Annotated in this window: 7 protein-coding genes and 1 pseudogene; 4 read left to right on the top strand and 4 right to left on the bottom strand. The window is 68.2% G+C overall.

The annotated features are described in order from the left end of the window. Window positions 1-767 precede the first annotated feature (767 nt). Together ACFVS9_RS05350 and ACFVS9_RS05345 are read left to right on the top strand one after the other, a co-directional pair. On the top strand, window positions 768-7,211 hold the full coding sequence (locus ACFVS9_RS05350; RefSeq protein WP_382983577.1) for an RHS repeat-associated core domain-containing protein: 6,444 nt from the start codon (window positions 768-770) through the stop codon (window positions 7,209-7,211). Window positions 7,212-7,227: 16 nt separating this feature from the next. Beyond that, window positions 7,228-7,710 (top strand): SMI1/KNR4 family protein, encoded by a 483-nt coding sequence (locus tag ACFVS9_RS05345; protein ID WP_382983575.1) that lies wholly within the window; start codon window positions 7,228-7,230, stop codon window positions 7,708-7,710. 446 nt (window positions 7,711-8,156) lie between these two features. Here ACFVS9_RS05345 and ACFVS9_RS05340 read toward each other — a convergent pair whose 3' ends face one another. Then, window positions 8,157-8,801: a hypothetical protein gene (locus ACFVS9_RS05340; RefSeq protein ID WP_382983573.1), complete on the bottom strand. Its 645-nt coding sequence runs from the start codon at window positions 8,799-8,801 to the stop codon at window positions 8,157-8,159. A gap of 512 nt (window positions 8,802-9,313) precedes the next feature. Here ACFVS9_RS05340 and ACFVS9_RS05335 point away from each other — a divergent pair. Together ACFVS9_RS05335 and ACFVS9_RS05330 are read left to right on the top strand one after the other, a co-directional pair. Then, window positions 9,314-11,098, top strand: a pseudogene (locus tag ACFVS9_RS05335) (helicase-related protein); the annotation flags it as partial. Between the two features lie 216 nt (window positions 11,099-11,314). After that, window positions 11,315-11,947 (top strand): hypothetical protein, encoded by a 633-nt coding sequence (locus tag ACFVS9_RS05330; protein WP_389930191.1) that lies wholly within the window; start codon window positions 11,315-11,317, stop codon window positions 11,945-11,947. 55 nt (window positions 11,948-12,002) lie between these two features. On the opposite strand, the gene ACFVS9_RS05325 is transcribed toward ACFVS9_RS05330, so the two are convergent. From ACFVS9_RS05325 to ACFVS9_RS05315, 3 genes are all read right to left on the bottom strand, one after another. Further along, entirely contained in the window at window positions 12,003-12,632 is a 630-nt protein-coding gene (locus ACFVS9_RS05325) for a hypothetical protein (RefSeq protein ID WP_389930188.1), read from the bottom strand. A 58-nt stretch (window positions 12,633-12,690) separates the two neighbouring features. Next, window positions 12,691-13,401 (bottom strand): ribonuclease HII, encoded by a 711-nt coding sequence (locus ACFVS9_RS05320; RefSeq protein WP_383118401.1) that lies wholly within the window; start codon window positions 13,399-13,401, stop codon window positions 12,691-12,693. An 875-nt stretch (window positions 13,402-14,276) separates the two neighbouring features. Further along, complete coding sequence (locus ACFVS9_RS05315; RefSeq protein WP_389930185.1) at window positions 14,277-16,145, bottom strand: DUF4153 domain-containing protein; 1,869 nt, start codon at window positions 16,143-16,145, stop codon at window positions 14,277-14,279. Between the last annotated feature and the right edge of the window lie 598 nt (window positions 16,146-16,743).

Below are 16,743 nucleotides of genomic sequence, written 5' to 3'. Positions count from 1 at the left end.
TGAGTTGGTGGGGCTGGTGGCAGCGTCAGCCGAGTGGAGGCCCAACGGCAGGAGTCCAAGCGAACCCCCGGCGATCACGATCGCAAGGGCGCCGCGGCCCACTCGGCTCGCGGGAGCCCATCTTCGCGTACATATCTTCGGCACGTTCGCCCGTTCCTGCGTGTGTTTGGGACTCCCTGTGAAGATCCCTTGGGTTGGCTGTGAACTTTAACCCGTGTTTACTCTCCCTCGTTAACGCGTTCCCATCGCTTCGCAAGTAGGTTCAAATAATGCAACACGTGCTCAACTACATGCGCCACATTGGCCATTGGCGCAGATCCATACCCATCGCAGTGCTGCTCGTCATGTTCATCGGCTTCATACCGGACGATCCCGCCGCGGCGGGCACCGGCAAGCTGCGACTCGAGGACTTGAAGCGCGACCCATCCATCCCAGGCCGTTCCCTTCATCCCGAACGCAAATCTGTGCGGAATGACGCCACTACGAAGTGGGCGCCCCCAAGGGACCGCGACCTGGCCGGCACCTATTCCGTCCATGTATCGAAGGACGGCAAGGCGCCTTCACCTAAGCTGAGTTCAGGCAGCAGCCACTCACTGGGAAGTTCGGTCGAGGCCCTCGACCACAGCCCTGTGCGGCTGATCCAGCCGACGGTCAAGGCAGCAAAGGCCGCCCGGACTGCGAGAACCACGCGACCCGCCCCGGTCGGAGGCGCGGCCCGGGTCGAGATCCAGGATCAGAAGACGGCCCGTAAGGCGGGCGTCACAGGCTTGCTGCTCACCGCAGCACCGGCCGCCACGAGCGAGGCGAAGGCTCTGACCGGCGCGGTCGAACTCGAGGTCGACTACACCGCGGTGAAGGACACTTACGGTGCCGACTTCGGCTCCAGGCTCCGCCTTGTCCAGCTTCCCGCCTGCGCGCTGACCACACCTGACAAGGCGCAATGTCGTACGCGCACCGAACTGGGCGGGGACAACGACCCGGCCACTGACACCGTGAGCGCCACCGTCGAGCTGACGGCCACAGACGCCCGCAGCGCCGGCAGCGGCCCCATGGTCCTGGCCGCGGTGGCGGCCGCATCGGGCCCGGGCGGTAGCCACGAGGCGACCTCGCTGTCTCCGACCGGCGACTGGTCAGGAGGTAGCTCCGCAGGCGGATTCTCGTGGTCCTACGGAATCGAATCACCGGAAGTACCCGGTGGCCCCGAGCCCGAGGTGGAACTGTCCTACTCCTCGCAGTCGGTCGACGGGCGTACTGCCTCCACCAACGGGCAATCGTCATGGATCGCGGAAGGCTGGGACTACGAACCAGGCTTCGTCGAACGCCGGTACCAGCCCTGCTCTGACGACAAGTCCGCAATCGACGGCAAGGCACCCAACAACTCGGGTGAGACCGCGGATCTGTGCTGGGGCTCCGACCACGTCGTCATGTCGCTGGACGGCAAGACCACCGAACTGGTCAAGAACGAACCGAGTACGGAGAACCCGAAGGAGGAATGGCGCCTCGCCGACGACGACGGCACCAGGGTCGAGCGGCGCACCGGCGCTGACAACGACGCCAAGGACGGCGAGTACTGGCTGATCACCAGCACCGACGGTGTCCAGTACAGCTTCGGCCTGAACAAGCTCCCCGGAGCCACCACCCAGCGCACCAACTCGGCACTCACGGTCCCGGTCTTCGGTAACCACCCCGGTGAACCCTGCCACGCAACGGCGTTCGCCGACTCCGACTGCGCGCAGGCGTACCGCTGGAACCTGGACTACGTCGTCGACCCGCTCGGCGACGCCATGACTCTGTGGTGGAACAAGCGCACCAATTTCTACGGCCAGCACATGAAGGCCGACCAGCAGATCTCCTACGTGCGCTCCGCCGACCTGGCGCGGATCGACTACGGACTGCGCAGCGATGCCCTCTTCGGTGTTCTGCCTGCCGGACGCACCACCTTCACCACCGCCGAGCGCTGCATAGCGACATCCACGTTCGACTGTGCCGAGTCCAAGCGGACCACCGCGAATGCCAAGTACTGGCCCGACACGCCCCTGGACCAGGAGTGCGTGTCCGGTGCGAAGTGCACTGACAAGTACTCCCCGACGTTCTGGTCCACGAAGCGCCTGACGAAGATCAGCACCCAGGTGCTGGACGGCAGCGCCCTGACTGACGCCGACTCCTGGACCCTGGAACAGTCCTACCCGGCCACCGGCGACGGCAGCTCCCCCGCCCTGTGGCTGGAGTCCATCACCCGCACCGGGTACGGCGCCGGCGGCACCGCGTCCATGCCGAAGGTGAGCTTCGCGGGCACCCAGATGGACAACCGCGTCGACGGCGTCGAGGGCCTGCCGCCCTTCTCCCGGATGCGCATCCACGCCATCGACACCGAGACGGGCGGACGCATCGGCGTCACCTACTCACCGCGGGAATGCTCGGCGCTCGCCCCGCGCAAAATGCCCGCCTCCCCCGAGACCAACACCCTGCGCTGCTACCCGCAGTACTGGATGCCCAAGGGAGCCACCAAACCCATCCAGGACTGGTTCCACCTCTACACGGCCACCCAGGTGCGTGAAGACGACCTGGTCACCGACAGCCCAGACATGGTCACGTCCTACGAGTTCATCGGCTCACCGGCATGGGCCTACGACGACCGTGAGTTCACCGAGAGCAAGCAGCGCACCTGGTCGCAGTACCGCGGCTACGAACGGGTACGCACCCGCACCGGGACCGGCACCGACGTCGGGGAGCTGACGGAGAAACGCTACTTCCGCGGCATGCACGGAGACAAACTCCCCACCGGCACCCGCACCGCGTCGGTGGAAGACAGCTCCGGCGGAACTGCCCTGGACCTCCCCCAGCACCGGGGACAACTGCGCGAGCAGATCACCTATGAATCCGACGGCGGCCCCATAGACACGGCCACGCTCACCACCGCCTGGGCGGTCAAGACCGCCGAGCGCAAGCGAGCCGGGACCACCCCGCTGCAGGCGTGGATGGGCAACCCCGAGACGGTCACGACCCACGAGCGGGTCAAGGGCGACACCTGGCGGACGTCCAAGGAGGTCACCTCCTACGACACCTACGGTCTGCCGACGCAGGTCGACGAGACCACCCGGGGTGGGAAGCGCTACTGCAGCAAGATCAGCTACGCCCGCAACACCACGGCACACATGCTGGAGTCGGTGTCCAGGGACCTCACGAAACTGGGCTCCTGTGACTCCCCGAGCGGGGAAGTCGTCGAGGACACCCGCACCCTGTACGACGGCAAGGCATTCGGAGCCGCGCCCACCAAGGGGCTCGCCACCGAGGTCCAGGAGCTGGACTCCGACGGCACCGGCTATCTGACCATCGACAAGACCGAATACGACATCCACGGCCGCGAAACCGCATCCTGGGACGCGGAGAACCGCAAGACGAGCGTCACAATCACCCCGGCCACCCGTGTACCGGCAAGCAAGTCCGTCACCACCGATCCACTCCTCCACACCGAGACGACCGAGTACGACAACGTACGCGGACTGCCGGTCAAGACGACCGATGCCAACGACAAGTCCTCCACGATGCAGTACGACCCGCTCGGCCGTCTGCTGAAGGTCTGGAACATCGGCCGCGACCCCGCCACTCAGACCCCCAACGCCAGCTTCGACTACACCGTCCGTCGCGACGGCCCCACCGTCATCACCAACCGCGCGCTCAAGGACAACGGCGAATACGCCGTCTCCTACGAGATCATGGACGGTCTGCTGCGCGAGCGGCAGACGCAGGACGAAGCCCTCGCAGGAGCGGGACGCATCGTCAACGACACGTTCTACGACTCCGCCGGGCGCCCGTGGAAGGAGAACGACGGCTACTTCAACGACCAGGAACCCGCCTCCGCACTTCTCACCGTAGGCGACCAAGAGGTCCCCTCCCAGACCCGCACGTTCTACAACGGCCTGGGCCAGCCCACGCACACCGTCACCTACGCCCGCGGCGTCGAGCAGACCCGGACCACCACCGAACACGACGGTGACGCCACCACCACCGTGCCGCCGAAGGGCGGCACCGTCACCACCGAGTTCATGGACGCCGAGGGCCGCCTCGCCCGGACCCGTGAGTACAGCAAGCAGGACCGCAGCGCGTGGCGCGACGTCTCCTACGAATACGACGCCCTCGACCAGATCACCAAGATCACCGGTCCCACCGGTTCCACGACCTTCGAGTACGACAGCCGTGGACGCCAGACCGCGTCGACCGACCCGGACTCCGGACGCACTGAGACCAAGTACGACAACACCGACAACGTCATCTCGGTGAAGGACGCGCGCGGCAACGTCCTGGTCCCCACCTATGACGACGGCGGTCGCCAGACCTCGCTGCGCGAGGGGAGCGCCAACGGCCCCAAGCGCCTGGAATGGACCTACGACAGCATTTACAAGGGACTCCCCACAGCGGCGATCCGCTACGACAACGGCCACGCCTACCGTGACGAGGTCACGGCCTACGACAGCGCCTACCGGCCAACAGCCATGACGACCACGATCCCGGCCGAGGAGACCGGCTTCGGCGGCACTTACACGTACAAGAACAAGTACACCGCCACCGGCAAGCTGGAATGGTCCGACGTCCCGGCCGTAGGCGGTCTTGCCGCCGAACACATCACGTTCTGGTACAACTCCGATGGACTGCCGATCTCCATCCGCGGCGCCGCCTCCTACCTGAACGACGTCCAGTACTCCGCGTTCGGTGAGATCCTGCGCACCGACAGCGGTGTCGCCACGAAGAAGGTGTACGGCACCTACTTCTACGACGAGTTCACTCGACGGATGACCCAGTCGATCTTCGATCGCTCGGTGACACCGGGACGCATCACGGATACCCGGTATTCCTACGATGCAGCCGGCAACGTCACCAAGGTCAGCGACACCCCCGGCGGCGCAGCGGCGGACGCGGGCAAGACGGATACCCAGTGCTTCGTCTACGACCAACTCCGCCAGATGAGCTCGGCCTGGACCGCCAAGACCGACGACTGCTCCACCGGCCCCTCGAAGGACACAGTCGGCGGACCCGACCCCTACTGGCAGTCCTACGCATTCGACGACGCCGGAAACCGCACCCAGCTCACCGAACACGACACCACCGGCGACACCAGCAAGAACGTCACCCGCACCTACACCTACGGCAAAACAGGCATCGGCGGCCCCAACGCACTCGCCCAGGCCAAGTCCACCGGCCCTCAGGGAACCAACCTCAGCACCTTCGGCTACGACAAGTCCGGCAACACCACCACCCGCCAGGTCAACGGGACCACCCAGACCCTGGAATGGGACGTCGAAGGACAACTTCGCAAGGTCACCGAACCGATCGAAGGCGGCGGCACCAAGACCACCGGATTCCTCTACGACGCCTCCGGTGAGCGGCTGGTCCGCACGGACTCCGACGGTTCCAAAACCCTCTACCTCGGCGAGGTAGAGGTCACCCTGAAGACCGACGGGCTGACCAAGTCCGCTGAACGCTTCTACCCACACCCCGACGGAGCCACCACCGTGCGCTCCACCGGAGGCGGACGCCAACTACTCCTCTCCGACCACCACGGCACCTCCACTACCAGTGTCGACATGGCGAGCACGGACATGCGAGTCACCCGCCGCAAGTCCATGCCATTCGGCGAGGACCGAGGCGCCCAGCCCTCCACTTGGCCAGGAATGCGCGGATTCGTCGGCGGCACCGTCGACCCCGATACCGGTCTCACCCGGCTCGGCGCCCGCGACTACGACCCCATCACCGGCCGCTTCATCTCCGTCGACCCCCTGGTCGACTACAGCCGCACCAGCACGATGAACCCGTACGCCTACAGCAACAACGCACCCGCCACCTTCTCCGACCCCGACGGCCTCTCCTACAACAAGGGCAAGGGCGGCGGTGGCTACGGGCCTCGCGGCCACGACAGAGGCGAAGGCGCCAACGCGCTGGGCACCTGGCTCCAGCAGTGGCTGATGCAGCAGTGGCGCGAACGACAGGAACGGGAACGTCAGCGGCGCATCGCCGAAGCACGCAGGAGGGCCGCCGAAGCAAAGCGGAAGGCTGAGGAAAGGGCTCGGCGCCTCGCGGCACTTCGTCGTGCAGCGGCAGAGGCCGCAGCGGCACGCAAGATGGCCCGGGAGATGGCAGCGCGCCAGGCTCGAGCGGCCAAGCGAGCCGCCGCACAGGCTGCGGCAAACAAGCGCGCGGCGCTCAGGCAGGCCGCCGCACGCAAGCGCGCCGAAGCACAGCGCGCAGAGGCCCGACGCCAGCAGGCACGACGAGCCGCGGCCCGAAAGGCAGCGGCCCGCACCCGGCCCTCCGCCAAGCCCAGCGCAGCGACCCGCCCCAAGCCGAGACCGTCACAGGTCACCAAGCCGGCACAGCGCAGTAGACCCGATGCCGGAGCCTGTACCCCCGGCAACAGCTTCGTCCCATCGACCCCGGTCCTGATGAGCAATGGCACCAAAAAGCCCATCAGTAAGGTCAAGGTCGGCGACAAGATAATCGCCACCGACCCCAAAACGGGGAAGAAGTCCGTCCAGACCGCCTCCGCCACCATCATCGGTAAAGGCACGAAGAAACTCGCCGAGATCACACTCACACAGCGGCAGGGCGGACACCCCAAAAAGGTATCGGTGACCGCCACTGATGGTCACCCATTCTGGGTCCCCTCCCTCGGCATCTGGATCAGTGCGACGGACCTGTTCCCGGGTCTGCACCTCCAGTCCGCGGAAGGTACTGCGGTGGAGGTCACGAATGTCCGCCGGCGCAGTGCAGTGGCGACGGTCCACAACCTGACCATCACCGACACACACACGTACTATGTGCTGGCTGGCCAGACGCCGGTCCTCGTTCACAACTGCGGGGGCTCGGTACGCGGCCATACTGCGGCATGCTCGTGTTCCACAGGTGGAACTCCCGTTGGACCGATCAACGCTCATCTCGCCGGGAAGACCCATCCAGTCACCGGGGTACCGTTCGATGCTCAGGGGTTCCCGGACTTCAGTGCTCATAGGGACCCGAATACGCCAGACGTCGTCATCACCCTGACCGGCAGCAGAAGCAGAGATTTTACTGCAGCAGACAAGGCGGCTGGCATCACGGCGGCCTACCGGAGGGGAAAGTGGACGTGGAATCATCATCAGAATTGTGGAGTCATGCAGCTAGTCAGCATGTCTGTTCACGCAAAAACCGGCCACACCGGTGGTTTCTCGATATGCTAGAGCGGAGTTTCAAATCATGACCTTCGACATGTCGGAAGAATCCGACTGGGTTGGCCCGCCGGTAGATATCGAGATGATTCGACGCGCCGAAGACGTGCTCCAGGTCCGCCTACCGAAGACCTATGTCGACCTGCTGTTTGTCCAGAACGGCGGCATTTTGAGCAACCGCTGTTTCCCCACAAGATTTCCCACGTCGTGGGCATCGGATCATGTATGCATCGATGCGATCTGGGGGGTGGGGGGCGTGTACGGAGTGGATGTCACGTCACCCGGAATGATCACAGAATGGGGGTATCCGGAGATTGGTGTAGTATTCGGATTGACCCCCTCCGGAGGGCATGACACCGTGATGTTCGACTACACCTCGTGCGGTTCGAACGGTGAGCCTTCCATTTCTTACGTCGACGAAGACAGGGTGCCGAGACGAATCGCGAATTCGTTTTCAGAATTTCTGCACGGGCTCGTTTCGTGCCGGGGATACGGCGATGACGCAGACTAATTCGAATTCGGTGAACCATTACGGTGGCGACCGGATCGGCCACCGCGGCCCTCGGCGAAGCGTCTTGCTATGGCGACAGCCTTCAGCGCTCGTTCACAGTGAGACATAGCGGTCGCAAATGCGAATATGAAGCCCCGCCGGATGTATTCTGGCGGGGCTTCGGCGTGGGTTGACGGCATCGTCAGCGGACGGGGGGCGGCGCAGGGTGGCGGTTCGCCACCGTCGGAGCCGGTCGTCTCGGTGGTCTTCCGGTGGCCGAGCGCCGCACTGCTGGTGTCGATGGCCTGGCGCTGGAGGCTGCGTAGGACGTGAGTATACAAGGTGGCGGTGACGCCTCTGTGGTCGTGACCGAGGAGTTCCCCGACCACGATGAGTTCGGCGCCTTGCTCCAGAGCAGGGTGGCGGTGACCTCACTCCGCCACGAACGACACGGCAAGGGCGCCGGCCTACTCTCCGAATTCCGATGGAGGGATCGGCGCGCCGAAGACATCCACGATGAACTCCGAGCTCCCGCTTCCTTCGAACTCGACATCCAGATCGCTGTGAAGCAATGTGTGAATCCTGACCCAGCGACCCTCTGCACTCGCCGCCTCTGCTACCTCCAGCGCACCACGGACCGGACCGAGGCCGGCAAGCGGCTGCTCGCTTGTCCAAGTCCGCAAAAGCTGCGCTTCCGCGGGAAGGGCCCACGTGCGCGGCTCAGCACTGGCGGGCACAGTAACCTCGTCGCTGAGCAGCTGGAGCACCCACCCAATGTCGCCGTCATTACCACGCTCGTTCGACATACGGATGCCGAGCCCGATCATGTAGGCGCCATCGAGGTAATCCTCAAGCTCGTCGTCGATGCCGCCGAAGTAGACCGCCCCGCGGACCACGTCGACCGGACCGTATCCGTTGAACGCCCCGAGCTCCGGCGCCGAACAATTTTCCTTCAGGTACTGCCGCGCCGCCATGGCAACCGGGCCCGGGACGCGGTCCAGCACTGCTTGCAGAGCTGCGTCATCCCGGTCAGCCAGGAAGACGTTGAGACTCGCGACGAATTCCTCGGTCAGGTGAAGATCACCCGCTCCCAGCGTGGTGACCGCCTCCAAACGATCACCACCATCCTTACACAGAGCAAACACCCTGCTACGCCCAGGGCTCGTGTGTGCGATAAACGAATGGACCACTGCCTGCCTCACCGTATGCCTCAGAGGCGGCAACAGAACGCGCTACGCGTCAGTGCCGCCGCAAGTAGATGGAAGCCCGCCCACAAAACGACGTATCGACCGAACTACACATTCGCTCGCATGGCCGTCGAGGCAGTTGCCGTCAGGCCCGGCACTTGATCCCGGTCCTGCATAACGGCAACAAGCTACCGAGACGCCAGCATAAAAGCAATGCCGAACGTGCGTACAGGAAGGCTGCCCGGCGCGGCCATACCCAACGGCGGGATGCGGCTCGCCACCCCAGGCCCCCAACAATCCACACAGGGGGCTCCAGCCCACGCCACCCGAGCGAGACCTCTGGGACGACCGCTCGCCCCCAACCCCCACCCGAACACACATTTCCACAGGTCAGGGACCTACATCCGCCTGGAATTTGAAAGCCCTCTTCGTTCTGCAGCCCCGAGCGGCTCAACAACCCCGATTTCCGGGACCAGGTGCTGCCCCGCCTCGCCGCCGCGACGGGCCTGCTGGTGGTCGACGAGGCACACTGCATCTCCGACTGGGGGCACGACTTCCGGCCTGATTACCGGAGGCTGCGGACCATGCTCGCCGACCTTCCCGCGGGTGTGCCCGTGCTCGCCACCACGGCCACCGCCAACGCGCGGGTGACCGCGGACGTCGCGGAGCAGCTCGGCACGGGGGCCGGCACGGACGCGCTGGTGCTGCGAGGTCCGCTGGACAGGGAGAGTCTCAGTCTCGGCGTGCTGCAACTCCCCAACGCCGCTCACCGGCTGGCCTGGCTGGGCGACCATCTCGGGGAGCTTCCGGGCTCGGGAATCATCTACACACTGACGGTCGCGGCCGCCGAGGAGATCACCGCCTACCTCCGCCAGTGCGGGCACCCGGTCACCTCGTACACGGGACGGACGGAGAACGCCGACCGGCAGCAGGCCGAGGACGATCTCCTGGCCAACCGGGTCAAGGCCCTGGTCGCCACCTCCGCGCTCGGCATGGGATTCGACAAGCCCGACCTCGGCTTCGTCGTACACGTGGGATCACCGTCCTCACCCATCGCCTACTACCAGCAGGTCGGGCGAGCGGGGCGCGGGGTCGAGCACGCCGAGGTCCTGCTGCTCCCGGGCAAGGAGGACGAAGCCATCTGGCAGTACTTCGCCTCGGTCGCCTTCCCTCCGGAGGAGCAGGTCCGCCGGACCCTCGATGTCCTCGCCCAGGCCGGCCGGCCGCTGTCGCTGCCCGCCATGGAGCCTCTGGTGGATCTGCGGCGTACCCGTCTCGAGACGATGCTCAAGGTGCTGGACGTCGACGGCGCGGTGAAGCGGGTCAAGGGCGGCTGGATCTCCACGGGCGAGCCGTGGGTCTACGACTCGGAGCGCTATGCCTGGGTCGCACGCCAGCGGGCTGCCGAGCAGCAGTCCATGCGCGACTACGCGTCCGGAACCGGATGCCGTATGGAGTTCCTCCGGCGGCAGTTGGACGACGAGGAGGCCACCGCGTGCGGGCGCTGTGACAACTGCGCGGGTCCGCGCTTCGACGACAAGGTGTCCACGGCCGCCCTCGACGGGGCACGCGGTGAGCTCGGCAGGCCGGGTGTGGACGTGGAGCCCCGCAAGATGTGGCCCACAGGACTCTCGGCGGTGGGGGTCGACCTGAAGGGCCGGATCCCGGCGGGCGAGGTGGCCCGTCCCGGCAGGGCCCTCGGCAGGCTCTCGGACATCGGCTGGGGCAACAGGCTCCGTCCGCTGCTGGCGCCGCAGGCCCAGGACACCCAGGTCCCCGACGATGTGTCGAGCGCGGTCGTCACGGTCATCAGCGACTGGGCGAAGGGCCCCGGAGGCTGGGCGTCGGGGGCCCCGGACGCGGCCCCACGCCCAGTCGGTGTCGTCACGGTCGCCTCACGCAGGAGGCCTCAGCTGGTCCACTCGCTCGGCAGCCGTATCGCCGAGGTCGGGCGGATGCCCCTGCTCGGTACGGTCACCTACGCCCCGGGCAGCGAGGACCTGCGGATCTCCCAGACCAACAGCGCACAGCGGGTGAAGACACTGCACGAAACCCTGGTCGTGGAGCCGGATCTCGCGGAGGCGATCACGGCCGCGGGAGGTCCCGTCCTGCTCGTGGACGATCTCTCCGACACCGGCTGGACCCTGGCCGTCGCGGCGCGGCTGCTGCGGCGCGCGGGTGCCGAGGGGGTGTTTCCGCTGGTCCTCGCAGTCCAGGCCTGACGCAGGGCTTCGTTCGCCGCCGAGCGGGCAGGGATATCCGTGTCATTCCGTCAGATACCCGTCACCCACGCCAATTGCTCGTTGCCGCCTGCCGATACGACAGGAAGAATTGGAGTCGCTCCCCGCACGGTCTTTTCGCGGGCCCGGAAGGGCTGTGCCGCGGCGCGCCCTCACTCGACCCTGCCCGCATCGTGGGCGCGTAGCGAAGGGAGGACCGTGACCTTCGGATTCGCTCCGTCCGCAGCCACTTCACTGTCGGCGTCCGCCGGCTCCGTCAACCACGTCGCCAGGATGCTCGAACCGGCCGAGTGGGCCGCGGCGGGCATACCTCTCCTGCGCAGCCCACGCGAGGTCGTCAGCGGCCTCCACGCACGGCACCGGCCGGCCCCGGCCACCGCGGTGGTAGCCGTGCTCGACCACGAGGAACGGCTCACGGCCAGCGCTTCCTTCGCCCGGCGGCCCAACGTGGCCGCGGACGGCTGGGAGTTCCGCAACGCCCTGCTGGCGCACCTGCGCCGGGTGATACCGCACGATCTGCGCCGCCGCACCCCGGTGCGTACAGCGGTCCTCCTCTACTGCCGTGAAGGCGACGAGCGTTGGACGGAGGAGGACGGTGCGTGGATGTGGGGGCTGAGGGACGCCTGCACGCTGCACGGGCTGCGCTGCGGCGCCTACATCACCCTGACGCGGGGAGGGTGGCAGGTCCTCGGGGAGGGCCGGGGCGGCCGCAGGCCCACGCTGACGTCCACGCCGTCGGCCTTGGCGGACACGCCCATCGACCATGATCCCGTACCGCTGCGCACCGGTGGCGGAGCCGCCGAGGCACTGCGGCGGAGTGCCGCCCGCTGAAACGGGACGGGTCCCGAACGCCCTCACGGGCGGCCGGGACCCACCGAGGTACGGCTCAGACTCCCGCGCCGAGTGCGGAGTTGATCTTCTGCGGGTCTCCGCACACGATCAGCAGCGCACCGGCACGCTCCCGCACGCCGGACAGCGTGCGGGCAGCCGTGTCGTCGAGGTCGCCGTTGACGGCGACAACGACGACGGAACGGGAGGCGCAGCGGTCGGCGTTCTTCGCCTGGGCGAAGAAGACGTCGTCCCCCGCGTCGAGCTGGGCCCAGTACGGGGCCTCCCCGAAGGAGAGCTCGTGGGCGGCCCAGGGGTGGTGCTCACCGGTGGTGAGCACCAGGATGTCGCCCGGTGCCCGACCGGAGTCGAGCAGCAGGTCGACGGCTTCGTCGGCGGCGTCGATCGCGCCGCCCGCAGAAGCCGGAATCAGCTGGAACTGCGTGGTGGAGTCCGCCTGCGACGACTTCCGCCCGGCAGGGGCGGGAGCAGCGGGGGCGGGGTGCGGGCGCGGCGCCGGGGGCGCGGGCCTCGCGGGACCGCGGCCGGGGTTTCCGGGACGCGGTGTGGCCGCGGAACGCGGGCCGGGTACGGGACGGGGGGTCGGCGCGGTGCGGCCGGCGGCCGGAGTAACGCGGGGACCCTGGGCGCTCTCGGGAATCTGAGGCTCCTCGGGGATGAGAGGCATGAATGGTTGTCTGTCACAGCCGACGCGGGGGCGTCGGCGGGTGGGTGCGCCTGCGCGATCAGAAGTCGAAGCCGAGCTGGCCCCCGCTTTCCAGTGCCGCCGCCTCGGCGGAGAATCGGACCTTCTTCAGGTGCTGCCACCTGGGCAGCGCGTCGAGGTAGGCCCAGCTGAGGCGGTGGTGAGGCGTAGGCCCCCGTTCCTCCAGTGCGGCCCGGTGTACCGGGGACGGATAACCGGCGTTCGCACCGAAGGCGAAGTCTGCGTACTGCCCTGTGTCCGCACCGAGTTCGGCCATCATCGTGTCCCGGCGGACCTTGGCGATCACCGAGGCCGCCGCGACGGCGATACAGGACTGGTCACCCTTGATCACGGTACGGACGTTCCAGGGTGGTCCGAGGTAGTCGTGCTTGCCGTCGAGAATCACGGCGTCCGGCCGGACGGGCAGGGACTCGAGAGCCCTGACGGCCGCGAGACGGAGTGCCGCCGTCATGCCGAGGTCGTCGATCTCCAGGGGTGAGGCATGCCCCAGACCGTAAGCCGTGACCCACTTCTCCAGCATCGGGGCGAGTTCCGCCCGGCGCTTGGGGGTGATCAGCTTGGAGTCGGTGAGGCCCTCGGGGGGTCTTCGGAGACCGGTGACGGCCGCACACACGGTGACGGGGCCGGCCCACGCTCCGCGTCCGACCTCATCGACACCGGCGACGGTCCTGGCACCGGAGGTAGCGCGCAGTGAGCGCTCGACGGTGTGCGTGGGTGGTTCGTACGGCATGGCGCCTGCCAGGTTACGCCGATGGGCACGGCAAGAACACCCCGGGGCACCGTCCGGCCCTTCGGCACCTGCCGGGCTGTGGCCGGAACTCCGCGCGACGGGGTGAAGCGCGGGCACCGACGGAGCGAGGGGCGGAAGCGGGGGGCGGAAGCGGGGGGCGGAAGCGGGGGGCCGAGATCGTGTCGGGCCGGCTCTCCGGTGCCTTCGTCCCCTGGTTCGCGTACGCACATCCCGGCGCGTGACCCTCCAGGCCAGCCAGGACGGCCTTCCGAACCACGGCGCACAAGGCGTCGGGATGCACCTGAACAGCGCGTGAACAGCGACGGAGCACCTTGCGGAGAGGGTCCGGACCGGTCCGCACGCCCCGTTCGGAACCAGCCCAGGGAATAGCTCCTCGACCACCACATCGCAGGCGCTAACGCCCCGGACCGCACAGCCGGATGCGTGAACGTCCCTTACGCGAGGGGAACTTCGAAGCACTGGAAACCCTCTGGGCGCCCGGAGGGTTTCCAGGCGCCCGTGGCGGGACCTGCCGGTGCGAGGCCGAATCGCTCGCCGATCCGGCCGGGCAGTGGTCAGGGCGGGCCGGGGCGAGACAGCAGACCGGGAGCGGGGACGCGGGGCCTGTGAGCAAAAGGACCGATCCGGACGCCCGAGGATCTGGGGCTCGCGGATCTTGGGGCCGGAGGATCTGGGGCCGGAGGCGCCGGACACCCGAGGTATCTGAGGGCCGAAGAGATCCGAAGGCCGAAGAGATCCGAAGGCCGGAGAGATCCGAAGGCCGGAGAGAGCCGAGGGCCGGAGAGTCCGGATTTCGGGGAGTCTGGAGGTCAGGACCCTGGGGCCGCGCGGTCCGGTTAACGGGACGGCACCGGTCAGTGCGGATCGTAGGAGTCCTCCTCGTAACCGTGCCGCTCGTCGGCGACCCGGCCGAGTTCGTAGCACCTGGTCCCGTGGTTGAGTACCGGCTGCTTCTCGAGGATGTCCCGCGCCCTGGCCTCGCCCCAGCTGGTGGCGTACCAGGGAGCCGCAGGGCGCGCCAGATCGCGCTGGAGGTTCTCCAGCGCACAGGACCTCAGCGGTTCCGGCAGCGTGTTCAGGGCCGGGACGGCGTCCGCGGAGAGCCGCTTGAGGTAGTCGATGTCGATCGTCCTGTCGCTGCGGTACATCGTGACGTTCTGTTCGGCGATCAGCCCGTCGGGCGAGGCCAGCCCGAAGGCGAGCACGCCTGCGGCCACGCTCACGGCGACGGCACGCGGCAGAAGCCTGGCTCCGAAGACGCCGGCCGCCAGGATGAGGACCAGCACCACACCGAGCCAGAGCTCCACAGCGGCCACGGAGATCCTCAGCCGGGTCAGCCCAAAGGCGTCCACGTAGAGGTCCATGCGGCGCAGCGCGGACGCCACGACGACGAGCGTCAGCACACACAGAGCACCGAGGACGCTGCGGACGAGGGTCCGGTCCCCCGGTCCTCCCCGCGGGGCCCGGCGCAGGGCGAGCGCGATGACGACCAGAGTGAGCATCGTGGCCCACAGGAGCTGCCAGAAGCCCTGGCGGGCGTACTCCGCCGGCTTGAGGCCCGTCTCCTCCATCACCTTGTCGTAGCCGCCGAGGAGGACGACGAGCTGGAGGGTGACGAACGCGGCGAAGAGCAGGTTGAGCACGATCAGCGGAAGCGCCCACTCCACCCTGCTCCTGGCTGTGCCGGGCCGGACCGTGATGCCGTCCCAGCGCACGGGCGCCGCGGCGCTGTGAGCGGCGGCGAGGGCTCCGGCAAGTCCGAGCGCGAAGAGGAAGAGGCGCCAGGGACTGCCCCCGACCGATACGTCGGGGGTGAGACTCCCCAGCAGGTCGGCGAAGGCCGCGTCCGCGGAGGCGAAGAGCGCACCGAACACGATGAGCAGCACGACGGCCACCACCGTGGTGCGCACCACGGTGCGTACCCGGCCCCGGGAGTCGTCCGCGCGGGCGCGTACCCCGCGCCATCCCCAGAGCACGCCCGTTCCGAGCGAGGAGAAGAGGCCCAGGGATCCGAGCAGCACTCCCGGCCAGCTGCGGCTTCCGTGCAGGGCGAGCGAGCCCAGCGCGAGGGCCGACACCATCGCGAGGAAGACGGGCCACCCCGCTTCACGCAGGGCGGGGACCGCCAGGAGCGCCAGGCCGCCCAGCGCCCAGACGGCGGTCCACGGCCGTAGCCTGCGGCCGGCGGAGCGGGCGGCGAAGAAGGCGCCCAGGGCGGCGGGCGCGGCCACGATCAGCAGGTTGGGTCCCAGCCCCTCGCCGAGGAGCAGGGCGCTGAACAGGGCCGTGGCGAGAACCGACCAGAGGGTGCCCAGGCCGATCACGGGTACGGACGCGGCCCGCAGACGGGCGAGCGCGTCGGTCTGCGGCTGGTGCCCCCGTCGCTGCCGGGCGTCGGCCCGCTGTGGCGTCCGGAGGTAGGCGGGCACCTTCGGCACGTCCGGGCCCGCGTTCTGTGGGGGTACCGGTGAGGTGGCTGCCCGCGCCGGCAGCCCCGCCTCGGCCCGGTCGGCCCGCTCGGACGACGCACCGGGAGGGGAACCCGTCCCGCCCTCGGACGACGCACCGGGCGACGGGACCCCCGTCTCGCCCTCCGGCCCGCGCACAGGGCCGGACGCGGATCCCCCCGCATCGCCGACGGCGGCGGACCCGGATTCCGCGGTAGCGCCGGGCTCCGGCGGCACACCGGGCCGGCTGGACTCATCGGACGGCTGATCGGACATGGGACCCCTCCCCCCACCGAGGTCCGCTCGCACGGCCACATCGCGGCGCGGCAGCCCCGGCGTCTCTAGGCGCACGCCCACCAAGATCGATGAGGGCGGCGTGGCCGAAAGAGTAAGTCCGGCGAGAGCCGCTCGACCGATCGGGTCCAGCGCTGTGGCAGGACCGTGACAGTGGAAGTGCGGGGAAGGGAGAGGCAAGGCCGGGTGGAAACGCCGGGTGCGGCAGGAATTGCCGGGGCGCGGGAAACGCCGACACAGGTGGAGGGACGCCGGCCGTGGGTCCTCTGGATCTCGCCTACTCGAAGCCGAAGGCTGACCACCGACCGTCGCCCACGAGCAACAACCCAGAACCCCTGACCGCTGAACACCCACACAGGAGGCGGCGCCGAATCGCCTGCCAGACCCGGACCGGGGCCTCACCGTCGGTCCTGTCCAGCACCGACGGGCCCGGGCCTTCACCGACGGTCCTGTCCAGCCCGGGCCTTCACCGACGGTCCTGTCCAGCCCGGTCGGTCGCCGCCGGAACTCAGGCCCGGCCCGGTCAGCCACCGATGAGCCCGCCCCACCCGGTCAGCCACCAGCGAACAGGCCCCACCCG

Origin of the sequence: Streptomyces sp. NPDC058008 (assembly GCF_042886395.1) — a bacterium.
Classification (GTDB): domain Bacteria; phylum Actinomycetota; class Actinomycetes; order Streptomycetales; family Streptomycetaceae; genus Streptomyces.
The sequence above is the reverse complement of the archived record's forward strand: the minus strand, read 5'-3'. Positions and strand labels throughout refer to the sequence as shown.

Bases quoted from the DNA above. Each gene is read 5' to 3' on its own strand.
- ACFVS9_RS05345 (WP_382983575.1), top strand. From the start codon at position 7,228: ATGACCTTCGACATGTCGGAAGAATCCGACTGGGTTGGCCCGCCGGTA.
- ACFVS9_RS05325 (WP_389930188.1), bottom strand. From the start codon at position 12,632: ATGCCTCTCATCCCCGAGGAGCCTCAGATTCCCGAGAGCGCCCAGGGT.
- ACFVS9_RS05320 (WP_383118401.1), bottom strand. From the start codon at position 13,401: ATGCCGTACGAACCACCCACGCACACCGTCGAGCGCTCACTGCGCGCT.
- ACFVS9_RS05315 (WP_389930185.1), bottom strand. From the start codon at position 16,145: ATGTCCGATCAGCCGTCCGATGAGTCCAGCCGGCCCGGTGTGCCGCCG.